Below are 16,965 nucleotides of genomic sequence, written 5' to 3'. Positions count from 1 at the left end.
AGTGACAAAGTCACATTTCTGCAATTCTTTTTAATTTTTCTTCATTTTTTATGATAATTTTTCCTCGTAAAAGTGTAACAATATTTTCTTTTTCGAAGTCTTTAAGTATTCTACTGATTACTTCTCTTGCGGTACCCAATTCTGCGGCGATTTTTTCATGGGTAATTTCCAAGCTTCCTTTTTGCCCATTTTCAGCTGATTTTTTTAATATAAATTTAGCCAATCTTAAGTTTACATTTTTAAATACAATTTCATCAATTAACAATATAACTTCTTGAAACCTTGTAGATACAGTATTAAAAATGAATTGTTGGAATGATGGCTCTGTAAAAAATAAATCATTATAAAATGAAACTGGAATAAGACCAACTAAAACTTCTTGTTCAGCTTCAGCAGTTGCAGGATAAGGTGTATTACTCATAATAGACGCTACATTTAAGACACAGGTTTCGCCATCGTAAAGTCTGTAGAGAGTTATTTCCTTTCCTTCAGGAGAAAGTTTATATACTCTTACTACTCCATTTATAACAAAAACTATGTCGGTACAGTAATCTCCTTCTTCTAAAAGTTTTTCTCCATTTTTCAACTTGATAATTTTGATGATTCTCATAAAATTGTCTAACTTATTTTTATCCTTTAGGTTTTTAATAAAAGGGAATTTATTTTTGATTTCATGGATTAAGCCATCGTCAATCATTTTCTTACCTCCCAGTTAATTTTATAATGCTTAAATGGTGATAAAAAGGTGCAGTAAAGCGTATTAAAAATCTTTTACTGCACTTTTTAATTTATTTATTTCTTTTCTAAAGTATATATACATTGTACTTCCTTCAAAAGCCCACTGAATAGCTGTTACAAACCATACATAAATAACTCCCAGTTTTAAGATGTATATAACCACATACATAAGAGGGATTCTTATAAACCAGCTGGATATTGTAGAAATAACAAAAGGAGTCTTTGTATTTCCACTTCCTTTAAGGCCTCCTCCGTAGACCATGCCAACTGCCATAAAAGGTTGTTCAATAGAGGCTACCATAAGGCAGAGAATTCCTACAACAATTACATCAGTATCTTTTATAAAAGCTCTTATAAAAAGATGAGGTATTGTCAGAAATAGTATAGACATTGTACCCATAATTGCTATAGCAAATAATGCTGAAATATTTGTATACCTTTTTGCACTGTCATATTTTTTAGCTCCTACCATTTGACCTGCCATTGTGGTTGCAGCCACTGCAAAACCCCATCCTGGCATAAAGGAGATAGATTCAATCGTAGTTGCAATTTGATTTGCTGCAAAAGCTACTGTCCCAAGGTGCATTATCATGATTATTGAAATAAGTCGACTTATGTCAAAGGCAGCTTCTTGAAGAGAAGCAGGGAAGGCAAGTTTCAGTATATCTACAATTATTTGCCTGTCAAAGTTCACTATATCACGAAGCTCGATATTTAATATTTTTTGGTTGAAGTAATATAACATTATAAATATAAAGCCAGTAATTTGTGCTATAGTAGTAGCAATTGCAGACCCTTTTGCACCTAAAGGAGGAAAGGCTAATTTTCCAAATATTAAAATCCAATCCAATAAAATATTAATAAATATGACTATACTTGCTCCTATCATAGGCGTTTTTGTATTTCCTTGAGCTCTTAAAATTGCGTTTAATACATTCATAAGCATATTAAAGAAAATACCTATTGATGCAATTTTTATAAATATCCTTCCTAAGACAAGCACATTACCAGTAGCGCCAGCTATTATTAAAAAATTTTCTGCAAAGGTAAAAAGTATTAAAGAAATGAAAATAGCAAAAATAAATCCTAAAAAAATTCCTTGAGATGCGTATTTTTCAGCAGCTTCAAAATCTTTCGCTCCTATACTGCGGGCGACATAAGAAGTTACTCCTATGGAGATTCCCATTGCAATAAAAATGTTAGAGAAGGTATATATAATTTCTGATGCAAGGCCTACAGCGCTGACACTGTCTTTACCGCCAAATTGTCCCACCATCATCGTATCTACTACCCACACTACCATGTATAGTAGCATTTCTCCAACTGCAGGTAGTGCTAAATTAAGTATTTCTTTTATTTCTTTTTTAGTTGCCATATAATACCTCCTGTTTGTTGAGGAATTGGCGGTAGCTAAGTCATTTTACATCTAGTCTATTTACATGCAAAGAATTGTGCAACTAATAGTATTATAGCACAACAGGAAAAAAGAAAGTAATGGAGTTGGAATAATATAAATTTTTCTCTTCACTTTATCAGTTCAATTTGATAAAATATGTACTATACATAAAAAAGGTATAAAGGGGGATGCATTGTGAGGAGTATACGGATATACGACACAACATTAAGAGATGGAGTTCAAGGACAAGGTATATCTTTTACTGTGGAAGACAAATTAAAGATAGTTAAAGTTCTTGATGAGTTTGGTGTAACCTATATTGAGGCAGGTAATCCTGGGTCTAATCCTAAAGATATTGAATTTTTTGAAAGAGTTAAAAATATTAAGTTAAAAAATGCTAAATTAATCGCTTTTGGCAGCACAAGAAGAGCGAATACAACTACCGAAGAGGATGCTAATGTGATTTCCCTTTTAAATGCTGACACAGAGGTAGTAACTATTTTTGGCAAGTCATGGGACTTTCAAGTTACAGAAATTTTGAAAACTACTTTAGAAGAAAACTTAAAAATGATTTATGATACAGTAAAGTTTTTTAAAGACAAAGGTAAGTCAGTTATATTTGATGCAGAGCATTTTTTTGATGGTTACAAACAAAATCCAGAGTATGCTTTAAAGACATTAGAAGTAGCATTAGAGGCGGGCGCAGACAGTGTATGCTTGTGTGATACAAAAGGCGGAGCTTTTCCTATGGAGGTTTATGAAATAACAAAAACTGTTGTGGATAAATTTAATACAGAAGTAGGAATACACTGTCATAATGATAACGGAATGGCTGTCGCAGATTCTATAATGGCAGTACAAGCAGGGGCAATACAAGTACAAGGTACAATAAACGGTTATGGTGAAAGATGTGGCAATGCGAATTTATGTACCTTGATACCGAATTTGCAATTACTTATGGGATATAAATGTGTGCCTGATGAAAATCTAAAACAATTGACTCATTTAGCCAGATTTGTAAGTGAAATTGCAAATGTCACTTACGATGAAAGGGCGCCTTATGTTGGGAAAAATGCTTTTTCCCACAAAGCGGGGATGCATGCTGATGCTGTAAATAAAAATACTTATTCTTATGAACTGATTGACCCTTCTTTAGTGGGAAATAGTAGGACCTTTTTGATTTCTGAAGTTGCAGGCAGAGGAACAGTGCTAAATGCCATAAATGAAATAGATCCAACTATTACAAAGGATTCTCCTGAAACAAAGTTAATTTTAGATAAATTAAAAGAAATGGAGTATTTAGGGTATCAATATGAAAATGCAGGAGGTTCTTTAGAACTTTTGATAAGAAAGGTTCTTGGAAAATATAAACCAGCATTTAATTTAAAAGAGTTCAAAGTTATTGTAAATGAGCCTTCTGTAAATAGTGTTAATTCTTCAGCACTTATAAAAGTGGAAGTCGATAGTATAGAGGAGATAGCTGCAGCTGAGGGAGATGGGCCAGTACATGCTCTTGATAATGCTGTAAGAAGAGTACTGGAGAGATTTTACCCACAGATAAAAGAAATGAGGTTGACAGATTATAAAGTGAGGGTTTTGGATTCTAATTCTGCAACTGCTGCTAAAGTTAGAGTTATAATAGAGTCGACAGACGGAAAAGATTCATGGAGCACAATTGGGGTTTCTACAGATATTATTGAGGCCAGTTGGAGAGCCCTTGTTGATTCAATAGAGTACAAACTTAACAAAGAAAGTTAATTCAAAAGCGGAGAAATTGACATGAATTGTCATTGATGTTAAAGTAAAAATGAACATGTCAATTTCTCTTTTTTTGAAAGGAGAAATTTGAATGATAATAAGTGCAAGCAGGAGAACGGATATTCCGGCTTTTTACAGCGATTGGTTTTTTAAAAGAATTGAGGAAGGCTATGTTTTGGTGAGGAATCCTTTTAATTTTCATCAAGTCAGTAAAGTTTCTTTAAAGAAAGATGCAGTAGATGGCATTGTGTTTTGGACAAAAAATCCAGAAAAAATGATACCGAAATTGCATTTGATAGAGGACTATGCTTATTATTTTTTATTTACTTTAAATCCCTATGATAAAAGAATAGAGAGGAATGTGCCAGAAAAATCACATATAATTGAAGTTTTTAAAAAGCTGTCTAGCAAAATAGGGAAAGAGAGGGTAATTTGGCGTTATGACCCTATTATTTTAATTCCCGAATTTGATATAGAATACCATGTAAAAAGCTTTAAGGAAATAATGTCTGAACTTTATGGATATACATCAAAATGTATAATCAGTTTTGTGACTCTTTATCCTAAAGTTTACAAGACTTTGGAAAAAATAGGGGCTTATGAGATAAACAAGGAACAGAAGTTAGAAATTGCATATAGATTTTATGAAATAGCGAAAGAGCACTCAATTAAACTTGAGACTTGTGCAGAAGAATTGGATTTATCGCCATATGGTATAGAGCATGCGAGATGTATAGATAAAACTTTAATAGAAGAGCTTTCTGGTAAAAAACTCAATATAGGAAAGGATAAGAATCAAAGGAAGTTTTGTGGTTGTGATGAAAGTATAGATATTGGTGCCTATGATACTTGTCTACATGGCTGTATTTATTGCTACGCAAACAGTAGTATCAGTACTATAAAAAGAAATACAAAGCAGTACAATGTAAATTCTCCTTTGTTGTGTAGCAAATTGACAGAAGAGGATGTAATAAAAGAAAGGGAAGTTAAATCTTGTGCTGTTTGGCAAACTTCAATTTTTGATAGATAAAAAATCTGTCTATGTGGAAAAGTTTTCTTGACTGTAGTATAATTGAATTATGAAATATTTGGAGGTGTTATTATGCAAAAGGCTGTTGAAATTACATATAACGGCAAAACTTTAAGAGGAATGATGCATTTGCCTGATGATGTTAAGGGTAAAGTGCCTATGGTAATAATGTTTCACGGTTTTACAGGCAATAAAGTAGAGTCTCACTTTATTTTTGTGAAGATGTCAAGAGCTTTAGAAAAAGTAGGTATTGGGAGTGTAAGGTTTGACTTTTATGGTTCTGGAGAAAGTGATGGGGACTTTAGTGAAATGACATTTAGCAGTGAATTGGAAGATGCAAGACAAATTTTAAAGTTTGTGAAAGAGCAACCTACGACTGACCCTGAGAGAATAGGACTACTTGGTTTGAGTATGGGAGGAGCTATTGCAGGGATTGTAGCAAGGGAATATAAAGATGAAATAAAGGCGTTGGTGCTATGGGCTCCAGCTTTTAATATGCCTGAGCTTATAATGCACGAAAGTGTAAAGCAATACGGAGCTATTATGGAACAATTGGGCTTTGTAGACATAGGAGGACATAAACTGAGTAAAGATTTTGTTGAGGATATTTCAAAATTAAATATATTTGAGCTGTCAAAAGGATACGATAAAAAAGTGCTTATAGTTCATGGGACAAATGATGAAGCGGTTGAATATAAAGTTTCTGATAGAATCTTAAAAGAGGTTTATGGGGATAACGCTACAAGAGTGACAATCGAAAATGCAGACCATACTTTTAAGAGTTTAGAATGGGAGAAAAAGGCGATTGAGGAGTCAGTAGAGTTTTTCAAAAAGGAATTGTTAAAGGGATAGCTCCATCGCTATCCCTTATTTTTCGTGCGCCCGGCATGGGCGATAACTAGGCGGTGAAAGTCCGCTGTGGGCTTGGTAGTGGGAACCACTAGCCAAGAGCAAGGGTGTCCATCGTGAGGTGGAATCTGAAGGAAGCTTAAGGCAAAATCTCGGTCTGATGAACAAGAACCAGATAAGAGGCTGAATTGGGATGGATGAGTTTGCGTAACAAAACGAAGTCCAACACTACCCGAATCCCATACAGTAAATCTGGCAGATAGATGAGATGAAAGTTATCGTTCTTACCCGGGGAGGTCTCAAGGATAAGTCATGGAAGTAAAATCTGAAGTGACAACCCATGCAGTGATGTATGGCTGAACCTTGAGAAGTCAGCAGAGGTCATAGTACTTATCTAGACATGAATAGATAAGGAAGGACCGAACGTTAGGAGGTTTTGGAAATCTTATGGACTCGAAAGATATGCAGAGACTGCAGACAACTCAACAAAGAGGCTATCCGTTGAATAGAGAAATGGAATTTCAAAAGACAACGGAAGTGCATAGTATATCATCGGCGTCGGAAGATGGAAGAAACGAGGTACAAAGATATACCGGCAAGATGCTTGAAATGATAGTAGAACGAGGGAACATGGAAGCAGCATACAAGCGCGTTGTTGCAAATAAAGGAAGCCATGGAGTCGATGGGATGGGAGTAGATGAACTTCTACCGTATCTCAAAGAAAACTGGGCAACCATAAAACAACAACTGCTGGAGGGGAAATACAAACCACAACCAGTGCGAAGAGTAGAAATTCCCAAACCAGATGGAGGAGTAAGACTCCTAGGAATACCTACAGTACTAGACAGACTAATACAACAAGCAATAGCCCAAATACTAAATAGAGTCTACAACCATACATTTTCAGATAGCAGTTATGGATTCAGACCAGGACGCAGTGCAAAAGACGCAATAAAAGCCGCAGAAGCATACATAAATGAAGGATACACATGGGTTGTAGATATGGACTTAGAAAAGTTCTTTGACAGAGTAAACCACGACATAATAATGTCCAAACTAGAAAAGCGGATAGGAGATAAAAGGGTACTAAAGTTAATACGAAGATACCTAGAATCAGGAGTAATGATAAACGGAATCAAAGTATCAACAGAAGAAGGGACACCCCAAGGAGGGCCATTAAGTCCCCTATTAGCAAACATAATGTTGGACGAACTAGACAAAGAACTTGAGAAACGAGGGCATAAATTCTGCCGATATGCAGATGACTGCAACATATATGTAAAAAGCAGGTCTGCAGGAAACAGAGTAATGAGAAGCATAAAGAAATTCATAGAAAGCAAATTAAAACTAAAAGTCAACGAAGCAAAAAGTGCTGTAGATAGACCATGGAGAAGAAAATTTCTTGGATTTTCATTCTATACAAAAGAAAACGAAGTAAGAATAAGAATCCATGAAAAATCCATCAAAAGGTTTAAGGAAAAAGTAAGAGAAATAACCAATCGGAACAAGGGAATAAGCATGGAAAACAGAATAAAAAGACTAAATCAAATAACAACAGGATGGGTCAACTATTTTGGATTAGCAGACGCGAAAAGCATAATGAAAACCCTTGACGAATGGATAAGGCGAAGACTAAGGGCATGTATATGGAAACAATGGAAGAAGATAAAAACGAAGCATGATAACTTAGTAAAACTAGGAGTAGAAGAACAAAAAGCCTGGGAATACGCCAATACAAGGAAAGGCTACTGGAGAATATCCAATAGCCCAATCCTAAATAAGACTCTTACAAATAAATACTTTGAAAGCATAGGTTATAAGAGTTTATCCCAAAGATATCTAATTGTACACAATTCCTAATGAACCGCCGTATACCGAACGGTACGTACGGTGGTGTGAGAGGACGCTGAATAAAATAATTATTCAGCTCCTACTCGATTGCGTAAAGCTCAATTATTTTTATTATTACTTCGACTGCTTTTTCCATTGCATATGTCGGTATAAATTCATATTTACCGTGAAAATTATGCCCTCCTGTGAATAAATTAGGTGTTGGAAGCCCCATATAGCTTAATCTTGCTCCATCAGTGCCTCCTCTTATAGGCACTATTTTAGGTTCCACTCCTACTAATTTCATTGCTTCTAATGCTGTATCGACTATGTGCATATGCTTTTCAATTATTTCTCTCATATTGTAATACTGGTCTTTAAGTTCAAGCTCTAGTGTACCTTCACCATATTTTTTATTTAATGTTTCTACAATGCTTTTTAGGTATTCTTTTTTATCTAAAAAAGTTTGCTTATTAAAATCTCTGATAATATAATACATTTTAGTTTGTTCTACATTGCCTTCAAAATTGTTCAAATGATAAAAACCTTCATATCCTTCAGTATGGGCAGGAGTTTCATGCTCAGGTAACATATTTTGGAGTTCTATTCCAATCAAAATGGAGTTTTTCATCTTGCCTTTTGCTGTTCCAGGATGCACATTTCTGCCATTAATTTTGATTTTAGCACTGGCAGCATTGAAATTTTCGTATTCTATTTCTCCAATTCCACCGCCATCTACAGTATAAGCAAAATCACAATTAAATTTTTTTACATCAAATTTGTCTACACCCCTACCAATTTCTTCATCAGGTGTGAAGGCTACTTTTATATTGCCATGCTTTATTTCAGGATGATTTATTAAATATTCCATAGCTGTTATTATTTCTGCAATTCCTGCTTTATCATCAGCTCCCAAAAGAGTTGTTCCGTCTGTTACAATTAAAGTCTTTCCTATGTAATTTTTAAGCTCCGGGAATTCAGAAGGCGATAAAACTATATTTTTTTCTTTGTTTAGTATTATGTCTTTACCGTCATAATTTTCTACTATTTGGGGATTTACATCTTTACCGCACATATCAGGACTTGTGTCCATATGAGCAATAAATCCTATTGTAGGAAGTTCTTCGTCAGTATTTGAAGGAAGTAAAGCCGTAACATAGCCGTTTTTATCTACATTTACCTCTTTTAAGCCTAAACTTTCTAACTCTTTTGCTAATTCTTTTGCAAATATTAACTGGCCTTCAGTGCTGGGATAGGTTGATGAACTTTCATCCGATGTTGTATGATATTTTACATATTTTAAAAATCTTTCTACTACTTTTGACATATAGAAAACCTCCATCATTTAAAATTTTTCCCAATGTAAAACTTCAGATAGAGGCTTTTTGTATTTTGGCTTTGGCTCTTCTGCAGGATATCCTAATGATATTATAGAAATCATTCTTAAGTTGTCAGGAATGTTGAGATATTCGTTTATTTCTTTTTCATAGGTTCTGTTATACCCCGCTACCCAACAGGAACCTATGCCGTAGGCAGTAGCTGCGAGTAATATATTTTCTGCTGCTGCTGACCCATCCTCCAGATGATGCCTGTTATTTTTATCACAATAAACAATAACACAAGCTGCTGCCTCTTCAATAAATTTGCCGTATGTTGCTTTTTCGGCTATAAATTTCAGCCTTTCTTTATCTGATATAACGACAAAATGCCAAGGCTGTGCGTTATTTCCACTAGGAGCAAGCCTTGCGCAGTCTATTATGTCTTCTAATATCTCTTTTGGAATAGGTTTATCTAGGTATTTTCTTACACTTCTTCTTTTCTTTAAAGCCTCTAATGCCTCCATAATTTCACACCTCCTCTTTATATTATATCCCATAAAGTAAAAAATCCAAAAAGATTGACAAAAATTTATGGGTATGTAAAAATAAAGCTGAATAAAAGGAGGGTAAAAGTATGGGCAAGGTTGAAGGAAGAATTGGAGGCTTTATAACCGGCTATAATGTTCATGCTAGTATAGATAATGGGAGAATAGCTGGTCGAATTGGAGGAACACTTTTGGGAGCAGACCTTGATATAAAATATTCTTTTGAAGTTGGGACAATTGAAGGGAGGATAGGGGGCGTTATTATAGGAAGGAGTATTTCTGGAGCTATTGGAAAAGACTTTGTCTCTGTGAGATTGGGAGGAACTATTGATGGTAATGACCTTAGTTTGAGAGTTAGCGATAAAGAAATACATGGAAGGTGTGGAGGAAATATAATAGGTTTTGATGTAAAATTGATTTTTGACAATGGACAGATATCGGGGAGAATGGGCGGAGAGGTAATAGGTTTTGATGTAGAAGGAACATATGTAGATGTAGAACCTATTATTGTAGGTCTTTTATTTGCTACAGCTTATTACATTTATAAGGTTAATCATAGGGGAGGGCATAGTTCCAGCAGTGGCAATTGATTAAGTAAACTTATACATACTTTTGAAAAACTTGAACAAGATAGATTTATGGTATAAAATATGAGTATGTAAATAAAGAATGGAGGTTTACATATGAAGAGATTGATAGGTTTTGATTATTCAAAAGCTCTACAATTTGTAAGTCAAAAAGAAATTGAATATATGGAAAGGCATGCAAAGTTATCTCTTGATATGGTGCTTAATAAAAATGCTCAAGGGAATGACTTTTTAGGATGGGTAAGTCTTCCCAAAGATTATGATAAATCAGAGTTTGAACGCATTAAAAAAGCAGCAGAGAAGATTCAATCAGATTCTGATGTGCTTGTAGTTATAGGTATAGGTGGGTCTTATTTAGGGGCAAGAGCGGCAATTGAAATGCTTTCTCATTCCTTCTATAATTTATTGCCAAAAGGTAAGAGGAATACGCCGGAGATTTATTTTGCTGGAAACAGCATAAGTTCTACGTATTTAAGTGATTTACTTGAACTTATAGAAAGCAAAGATGTTTCTATAAATGTAATATCTAAATCTGGCACTACCACAGAGCCTGCGATAGCTTTTAGGGTTTTTAGAGATTTCCTTGAGAAAAAATACGGAAAAGAAGGGGCTAAATCGAGAATATATGTGACAACAGATAGAGCGAAAGGAGCTTTAAAAAAATTAGCTGATGAAGAAGGATATGAAACATTTGTGATTCCTGACGATGTTGGAGGAAGATACTCAGTTTTGACAGCTGTAGGCCTTCTGCCAATAGCAGTAGCAGGCATTAGTATAGACGATATGATGCAGGGTGCTTACGATGCTTCAATAGTTTACACCAAAAATAACCTTGATGAAAATATAAGCATGCAGTATGCGGTTTTAAGAAATATTTTATACAGAAAAGGCAAAGCTATAGAAATACTTGTAAATTATGAGCCAAAGCTTCACTATTTCTCTGAATGGTGGAAACAGCTTTTCGGAGAAAGTGAAGGCAAAGACAATAAAGGAATTTATCCTGCTTCAGTAGATTTTACGACAGATTTGCATTCAATGGGTCAGTTTATACAAGAGGGAAGCAGAAATATTTTTGAAACAGTTATAAATGTTGAAAAACCTGTTAAAGATATAGTTATAAATGAAGACAAAGACAATATAGATGGGCTTAACTTTTTAGCAGGAAAAACTATAGATTTTGTCAATAAAAAGGCTTTTGAAGGAACATTATTGGCTCATACAGATGGAAATGTTCCCAACTTCGTAGTAAATATTCCGGAAATATCACCTTATTACTTTGGTAATTTGGTATATTTCTTTGAAATGGCTTGTGCCATAAGTGGATATATAAATGGTGTCAATCCTTTTGACCAACCAGGGGTAGAGGCTTACAAGAAAAATATGTTTGCACTTTTAGGAAAACCTGGATATGAAAAAGGAAAAGAATTGTTAGAAAAAAGATTGGGAAAATAAATTAAAGGCCGGGTATGAATTATCTGAACTCCAAATGAGGCAGGTCTTATAAACAAAGGCCTGCCTCATTGTATATATGTAAACAATGTAAAACTAAACTGTAATAATAGATAGGGTGCATGATGCATTATACGAATGAACCTTAAATACCTTTATCGTAATCTTCGCCATATCTACGTGCCAAAATGCCTTTTAAGCGTTGGACTTCTTTCTCTAACTCTTTTATACGCTTGTTTTTTGCAGCGATAAGGACATCTTTGCTTGCATCCGTCATCTCCCGTTTTACTTGCTTTAGAGAAGGTAGTCCTTCTTGCTGTTTTCGGAGTGTATCAATACGGTCATAATGGTTATCATAAAGGTATTTTTTTGAAACATTGGCTCTTTCAGCAACACTATTAAAGTTAATCTTCTCTTTTTCCTTCAAAAGTTGCTGTATGGCTTTATCAACTCTTTCCTGACATTCTTCCGACTTCTTTTCTCTGGCTTTAGCAAGACCTTCAGTATTTCGCTTATGGTCACTTGTCATTGTTTCTTTCCTCCCCGATATACTCACGACCTTTTTTACCTGCTTTATGGTGTATCTTTCCTTCCTTTAGTACCTTTAAAATCTCTTCATAACGCTTTAAAAGGCTCATATTCTTCTCAACCCATACAGTACGTCCTTGTGCTTTACCACGTTCAATAAGGGCCTTTGTCTCCTGTATTTCAAGTTCATACTGTGGTATAAAATCTGGAGTGGTACAAAGGTTTCTACAGGTAAGGCAAGGATTTAATTGTGTATGACATTCCTGCTTTTTAGGCTTCATGCAATACCCAAGAGGCATTCTCACAGCATCAAGATTGTGTCGGATGTACTCCCATTCAATTACATCCTCATTCTGTATGTCAGAAATATTAATTTTTTTGATTTTACCTGATTCGTCAATCTTGAATAGCCCCTGTTTTGTTGCTTCTTCCCATGATTTGCGCATGGTTGTATCAAGAATTTTAGCATAACAGAGTGTCATTTCAGGGGAAGCATGAGCCATCCACTTCTGAACATGCAAGATGTTCATTCCGTTATTGATTAATTCAACTCCTTTGGTATGGCGAAAAGCATGGTTGCCAAAGTGAAATACATTACCTTGGTCATCAGTAATATTTTGATTTTTAGAAAGACGATTAAGTGCCTGTTGTATTAAATATCCTTGAGGGCAACGGCCTTTTCTTTTTCCATCAAACCTGACAAACAATAGATGATTGGGATTGTTGTCATCTGTACTTTTTTCTTTGACTTCATCAACTACTGCTTGTACAACTGCATAGACTTCATCGGTAATTGGTATACGATGGTTTAAAATCTGTGTTTTTAGAATATCTCCACAAAGATACCAACCTTGGGAAGTACGGTCTAAACAAGTATCATAACGCAAATTAAGAATATCCGATATTCGCCAGCCACTGGCTCTTAATAGAAAAACAATTGGGATGTATTCAGAAGGTGTTAAATGCTCCAGATTATCTTCCAACTGTTGAAGAACTCTTTCAGGAATATATTTAATATCATTTTCGGGCTTTTGAGGTTTTCTTGGAATATCCTCTTTGAATAATAAACATACAGATGGTAATTCAGGTGCTTCTGGATACATAGCACGTTGAATATAATCAAGGAAGATTCGTAAGGAAATTAGATATTCAATGTGCCTTTTTTTCCAACCAATTGTATATTCTCTATACCAGGATAAATAGTTCTCCATATGTTTTCGTGTCAGCATAGTTAAGTTTTTCCATGTAGGCTCTTGAGCATGAATGTATTTTGTAAATAGGCGTAGAGCCATAATGTCTGCTTCGCATTGTCCCTGTGAATTGTTGGTTGTTCTAAATTTTATAAATTTTTTAACTAATTCTCGAAATTCTACTGGTATATCTGAAAAATTGAGGTAATAATTAGATTTATTTTCTGTTATCTTTGCTCCAGGTATCTTTCGGCAATCCCAAATATCCTTTTCATATTCATCACGAGTATCATAAAGATTGGTAAAGAAAGAATATAATTGGTTAAAAACCGTCTCGTATTGCTTATTTGAAATTTCTCCGTCATCATTTATACTCATACCCTTGTCAACAAGAAAAGAACGCCATTGTAACAGAGCCTTGTCATATGTAATATCTACAATACTGGCTATGTGAGGATAATATTCATTAAGAAATTCAGCAAAACGGTTTAATGCAATACCATATGCAACAACGGTAATGAGCCTAATTTCCTTTTCCTGCAATCGGTAAGCATACATATACTTAACTTCATTTTTGATTGAAGAGCTAAAGGATGAAAAGTCAATAGTTTTATTGGATAAACTCCACTTTGCAGGGCGTAAGTCATCAAAAAAGGAATCTCTAATATCCCAAACATCATTACCCCAATAACCACTCAATAACTTCCTAATTTCTTGCTTTTTTTCTACTGTTGGTTTAACTTGATATGCAACACTCACTTTTTATCATTCTCCTTGGTTTTATTTTTTAACTTCATACGTTTTTCAGCCTGTTCCCAGTCTTTACGCATTTCTTCTTCGTCTGGATGTGAATATATCTGCATAGGTGTTTGAACATTCGACCATCCGCCACGTTGCTTAATCTTTTCAAATCCCCAACCTTGCTTCCGAAGTGTATCAAAATGACTGTGACGAAACATATGGGGAGTTACATATATGCCCGTTTTTTCACGTAACCTTTTAAATAGTGAAGCCACATCAGGATATTCCATAGGTTGATACTTGTTTTTTCCTGAAAGTTTAATAAAGACATGGTTTGTATCTACTTCATCAGTGTGATACTCTGCAACATAGTCCATATACAGGTTCATTAGGTCAGCAGATACATCTATCCTTCTTGGACTGCAAACTGTTTTAATATCAGCAAGGTTAGGCAATTCACCCCTGTCTTTAAGGTCAATCTTCCTTGCATCAATGATGAAATCCTCAAGCCATAAGGATAAACACTCACCTATACGGAATCCACTTTCCCAGAGCAGTTGTATAAGGAACTTGTCCCTCAAATTAGAACAAGCATCTATCAATATAGCGATTTTCTCTTTTGAAATGGTTTTTGGGCGTTTTTTTGGGACTTTAACCTTTAAAATTTTCGTATTGTAATCCCTGTTCTTGTTAATATGATATAAGAAATCCTTAAATTCTCTCCGAGAACCTGGTATCTGCTTTTTAAGCCTTTGAGATAATTGTATAGAATAATCATCAATCTTCATTAGATAGTCATAAAACTCAATAACACTTGATATGTAGGCATTAACAGTATTTGCTTGTAAAACATCTTGCGAAGGCTTTATTGATGATACTTTTACATTCCTATGTGGTGTTTGTAGCCATCTCATGAACTCTGCCATATCGTCTATGCTTATATCACGATAATCTCTGTCTTTTTGTTGAAGAAACTCAAAAAACTCCTTCAAATGATAACAGTATGCACGAAGAGTGTTCCTTGCTTTTCCAGCATTATCTTTAAATTTTAAAAACCTATACACTGACTCTACTGGCTCACCGTCATCATCAACAAGCAAGTATCGCTTCTGTCCTCCTAGTATAACTATTTCCTCCACTCTCAAGGGAACACCTCCTATGCAAAAATATTAATATACCAAGTATACTAAATATACTACAATTATTCAATATATATTAATATTTACTTATGTATAAAAATAATAGATAGAGCATACACAAAATACTGTGTAGCCTATCTATTATCATAGTTTAGTTAACAATTGCGCGGCCTTTTTAAATAGGGGTTGACTTATTTTTTGTGTACATTAAATCGTAGTATTCTTTTAACATTCTATTAGCTGAGAAAGCCTCATAAGTCGTCCTTATGCTTTCTCTCATCATGTTTTCCCATTTTGCTTTATCATTGTAGTAGGTTGGAACAACTTTATTTAAAAGGACATCATACAGTGCTTCAAGGTCGTGTTTGTCTAATTCTTCTATATTGTCAGACTCAAAACCATCTCCAAATTGCCAGCCATTTACTCCGTCTATACAAGCTTCTGGCCACCATCCATCTAAAATGCTTAAATTTAACACTCCGTTCATGGCAGCTTTCATACCGGAAGTACCACTGGCCTCCATTGGTCTTCTTGGATTGTTTAACCATACATCGGCGCCTCGAGTAAGCATTTTTCCTATTGTCATATCGTAATCTTCTATGAATACTACGCTTTCAGGATATTTTTTTGTCATCTCTATTAATTTTGCGACAATTTTTTTACCCACATCATCTAGTGGATGACCTTTTCCAGAGAACACCATTTGTATTTTTTTAGACCTTAGATAATCACCTATAACTTCGTCATTTGTAAATATGAGGTCACTTCTCTTATAAGGAGCAGCTCTTCTTGAAAAACCTATCAAAAGTTTATCAGCGTCTAATTTGACTCCTGTCCTTTGATATACAAAATCAATTAATTCTTGTTTTAAAATATTATGAGTTTCTAAAAGTCCTTCACCTTTATTGTAGGCTTCTATTATCCTTTCATCTACCCAAGTATTTCTATCGATTCCATTAGTTATGAAAATTATAGGGGCCTTATTGTCAACATGTTCCCACATTTTGTTTGCAGTTTGACCGTGAAGTTTTGAGACACCGTTTGCAATCCGAGAAAGTCTCAAACCTGCGACTGTCATATTAAAAGGAACGCCACCGATTTGGGCCATTTGCTCAATTGAAAGACCATTGTTTGCTCCCATGTACATAAGAAGTTCTAAATCGTGAGATTCGTTTCCTTCTTTAACAGGGGTATGGGTTGTAAATACTACTTCTTCTCTTGTAGCTTTCCACGCTTCTTCAAAACTCATATTTTGATTTTCCATTTTCTCTCTTATAAGCTCAATGGCTGCTAATACTGCATGCCCTTCGTTAAAATGATAAACATCTACATCAATTCCCAAAGCTCTCAAAGCTCTTACTCCCCCAATGCCTAACACCATTTCCTGGGCAACTCTTTCTTCACCGAACCATCCATAAAGCTGGCCTGTTATCCATCTGTCTCCATTTTCTGGTATATCTGTGTCAAGCAAATACAAAGGTGCATTGTCAAAGCTGTCTACCAACCATACTTTACAGTATACATCTCTATTTCTTATTTTTACTTTTACCTTTACTCCTGTGTCCTTTAAAAAGTCATATTTACGTGTGTAATTGCGATAGGCATCATAGGGATAGCCGTCTTCACCTATATGTTGTTCAGTATAGCCTTGTTTCCACAGTATGCCTATTCCTACTAAAGGCATACCTAATTCTTTTGCGGCTTTTAGATGGTCGCCTGCTAAGATTCCAAGACCACCTGCATAGAGCTTAAAATCTGATTGTAAGCCGTATTCCATGCAGAAATAGGCTACTCTTGGTAATTTTTCATTACTCATATTGAACCTCCTTATTTTCCAAGTGTTAAATATATTATAATATTAAAAAA

General features: G+C 34.8%; 14 protein-coding genes. 6 read left to right on the top strand and 8 right to left on the bottom strand.

Annotation, left to right across the window (positions count from 1 at the left end; all coding sequences use genetic code 11):
• Nucleotides 1–10: 10 nt before the first annotated feature.
• Together EB239_RS11760 and EB239_RS11755 are read right to left on the bottom strand one after the other, a co-directional pair.
• Complete coding sequence (locus EB239_RS11760) at nt 11–697, bottom strand: Crp/Fnr family transcriptional regulator (RefSeq protein WP_003871321.1); 687 nt, start codon at nt 695–697, stop codon at nt 11–13.
• 63 nt (nt 698–760) lie between these two features.
• Entirely contained in the window at nt 761–2,113 is a 1,353-nt protein-coding gene (locus EB239_RS11755) for an MATE family efflux transporter (RefSeq protein ID WP_003871322.1), read from the bottom strand.
• A gap of 216 nt (nt 2,114–2,329) precedes the next feature.
• Here EB239_RS11755 and cimA point away from each other — a divergent pair, with 216 nt between their 5' ends.
• The 4 genes from cimA to ltrA all read left to right on the top strand — a co-directional run bounded on the left by cimA (nt 2,330) and on the right by ltrA (nt 7,631).
• On the top strand, nt 2,330–3,892 hold the full coding sequence (gene cimA, locus EB239_RS11750; RefSeq protein WP_003871323.1) for a citramalate synthase: 1,563 nt from the start codon (nt 2,330–2,332) through the stop codon (nt 3,890–3,892).
• Between the two features lie 91 nt (nt 3,893–3,983).
• Nucleotides 3,984–4,922: a DUF1848 domain-containing protein gene (locus tag EB239_RS11745; RefSeq protein WP_003871324.1), complete on the top strand. Its 939-nt coding sequence runs from the start codon at nt 3,984–3,986 to the stop codon at nt 4,920–4,922.
• 72 nt (nt 4,923–4,994) lie between these two features.
• On the top strand, nt 4,995–5,774 hold the full coding sequence (locus EB239_RS11740; RefSeq protein WP_003871325.1) for an alpha/beta hydrolase: 780 nt from the start codon (nt 4,995–4,997) through the stop codon (nt 5,772–5,774).
• A gap of 444 nt (nt 5,775–6,218) precedes the next feature.
• Nucleotides 6,219–7,631 carry a group II intron reverse transcriptase/maturase gene (gene ltrA, locus EB239_RS11730; RefSeq protein ID WP_129545150.1) on the top strand — a complete coding sequence of 471 codons (1,413 nt, stop codon included), beginning with the start codon at nt 6,219–6,221 and terminating at the stop codon, nt 7,629–7,631.
• Nucleotides 7,632–7,701: 70 nt separating this feature from the next.
• Here the strand turns inward: ltrA and pepT are convergent, their stop codons facing one another.
• The gene (gene pepT, locus EB239_RS11725) at nt 7,702–8,928 is read right to left on the bottom strand and encodes a peptidase T (RefSeq protein WP_003871411.1); all 1,227 of its coding nucleotides are present in this window, start codon (nt 8,926–8,928) and stop codon (nt 7,702–7,704) included.
• An 18-nt stretch (nt 8,929–8,946) separates the two neighbouring features.
• A complete protein-coding gene (locus tag EB239_RS11720) occupies nt 8,947–9,444 on the bottom strand; it encodes a nitroreductase family protein (protein ID WP_003871410.1) in 498 nt (165 codons plus the stop codon).
• A gap of 110 nt (nt 9,445–9,554) precedes the next feature.
• Here EB239_RS11720 and EB239_RS11715 point away from each other — a divergent pair, with 110 nt between their 5' ends.
• Both EB239_RS11715 and EB239_RS11710 read left to right on the top strand, forming a co-directional pair.
• Nucleotides 9,555–10,055 carry a hypothetical protein gene (locus tag EB239_RS11715; RefSeq protein ID WP_003871409.1) on the top strand — a complete coding sequence of 167 codons (501 nt, stop codon included), beginning with the start codon at nt 9,555–9,557 and terminating at the stop codon, nt 10,053–10,055.
• Nucleotides 10,056–10,148: 93 nt separating this feature from the next.
• Complete coding sequence (locus EB239_RS11710; protein ID WP_003871408.1) at nt 10,149–11,504, top strand: glucose-6-phosphate isomerase; 1,356 nt, start codon at nt 10,149–10,151, stop codon at nt 11,502–11,504.
• A 142-nt stretch (nt 11,505–11,646) separates the two neighbouring features.
• Here EB239_RS11710 and EB239_RS15090 read toward each other — a convergent pair whose 3' ends face one another.
• From EB239_RS15090 to glgP, 4 genes are all read right to left on the bottom strand, one after another.
• The gene (locus EB239_RS15090; protein WP_003870889.1) at nt 11,647–12,030 is read right to left on the bottom strand and encodes a DUF6262 family protein; all 384 of its coding nucleotides are present in this window, start codon (nt 12,028–12,030) and stop codon (nt 11,647–11,649) included.
• Nucleotides 12,020–13,978 (bottom strand): tyrosine-type recombinase/integrase, encoded by a 1,959-nt coding sequence (locus tag EB239_RS11700; RefSeq protein ID WP_003870888.1) that lies wholly within the window; start codon nt 13,976–13,978, stop codon nt 12,020–12,022. The genes EB239_RS15090 and EB239_RS11700 overlap by 11 nt, the downstream gene beginning before the upstream one ends.
• Nucleotides 13,975–15,099 carry a tyrosine-type recombinase/integrase gene (locus EB239_RS11695; RefSeq protein WP_318261371.1) on the bottom strand — a complete coding sequence of 375 codons (1,125 nt, stop codon included), beginning with the start codon at nt 15,097–15,099 and terminating at the stop codon, nt 13,975–13,977. The genes EB239_RS11700 and EB239_RS11695 overlap by 4 nt, the downstream gene beginning before the upstream one ends.
• 175 nt (nt 15,100–15,274) lie before the next feature.
• On the bottom strand, nt 15,275–16,915 hold the full coding sequence (glgP, locus tag EB239_RS11690; protein WP_003871156.1) for an alpha-glucan family phosphorylase: 1,641 nt from the start codon (nt 16,913–16,915) through the stop codon (nt 15,275–15,277).
• Nucleotides 16,916–16,965 lie beyond the last annotated feature (50 nt).

Origin of the sequence: Thermoanaerobacter ethanolicus JW 200, from assembly GCF_003722315.1 — a bacterium.
Taxonomy (GTDB): Bacteria; Bacillota; Thermoanaerobacteria; order Thermoanaerobacterales; family Thermoanaerobacteraceae; genus Thermoanaerobacter; species Thermoanaerobacter ethanolicus.
The sequence above is the reverse complement of the archived record's forward strand: the minus strand, read 5'-3'. Positions and strand labels throughout refer to the sequence as shown.

Excerpts from the sequence above, each read along its gene's own strand:
- EB239_RS11720 (WP_003871410.1), bottom strand. The coding sequence starts at position 9,444 with ATGGAGGCATTAGAGGCTTTAAAGAAAAGAAGAAGTGTAAGAAAATAC.
- ltrA (WP_129545150.1), top strand. The coding sequence starts at position 6,219 with ATGGACTCGAAAGATATGCAGAGACTGCAGACAACTCAACAAAGAGGC.
- EB239_RS15090 (WP_003870889.1), bottom strand. The coding sequence starts at position 12,030 with ATGACAAGTGACCATAAGCGAAATACTGAAGGTCTTGCTAAAGCCAGA.
- EB239_RS11710 (WP_003871408.1), top strand. The coding sequence starts at position 10,149 with ATGAAGAGATTGATAGGTTTTGATTATTCAAAAGCTCTACAATTTGTA.
- EB239_RS11760 (WP_003871321.1), bottom strand. The coding sequence starts at position 697 with ATGATTGACGATGGCTTAATCCATGAAATCAAAAATAAATTCCCTTTT.
- EB239_RS11740 (WP_003871325.1), top strand. The coding sequence starts at position 4,995 with ATGCAAAAGGCTGTTGAAATTACATATAACGGCAAAACTTTAAGAGGA.
- EB239_RS11715 (WP_003871409.1), top strand. The coding sequence starts at position 9,555 with ATGGGCAAGGTTGAAGGAAGAATTGGAGGCTTTATAACCGGCTATAAT.
- pepT (WP_003871411.1), bottom strand. The coding sequence starts at position 8,928 with ATGTCAAAAGTAGTAGAAAGATTTTTAAAATATGTAAAATATCATACA.
- EB239_RS11745 (WP_003871324.1), top strand. The coding sequence starts at position 3,984 with ATGATAATAAGTGCAAGCAGGAGAACGGATATTCCGGCTTTTTACAGC.
- glgP (WP_003871156.1), bottom strand. The coding sequence starts at position 16,915 with ATGAGTAATGAAAAATTACCAAGAGTAGCCTATTTCTGCATGGAATAC.
- EB239_RS11755 (WP_003871322.1), bottom strand. The coding sequence starts at position 2,113 with ATGGCAACTAAAAAAGAAATAAAAGAAATACTTAATTTAGCACTACCT.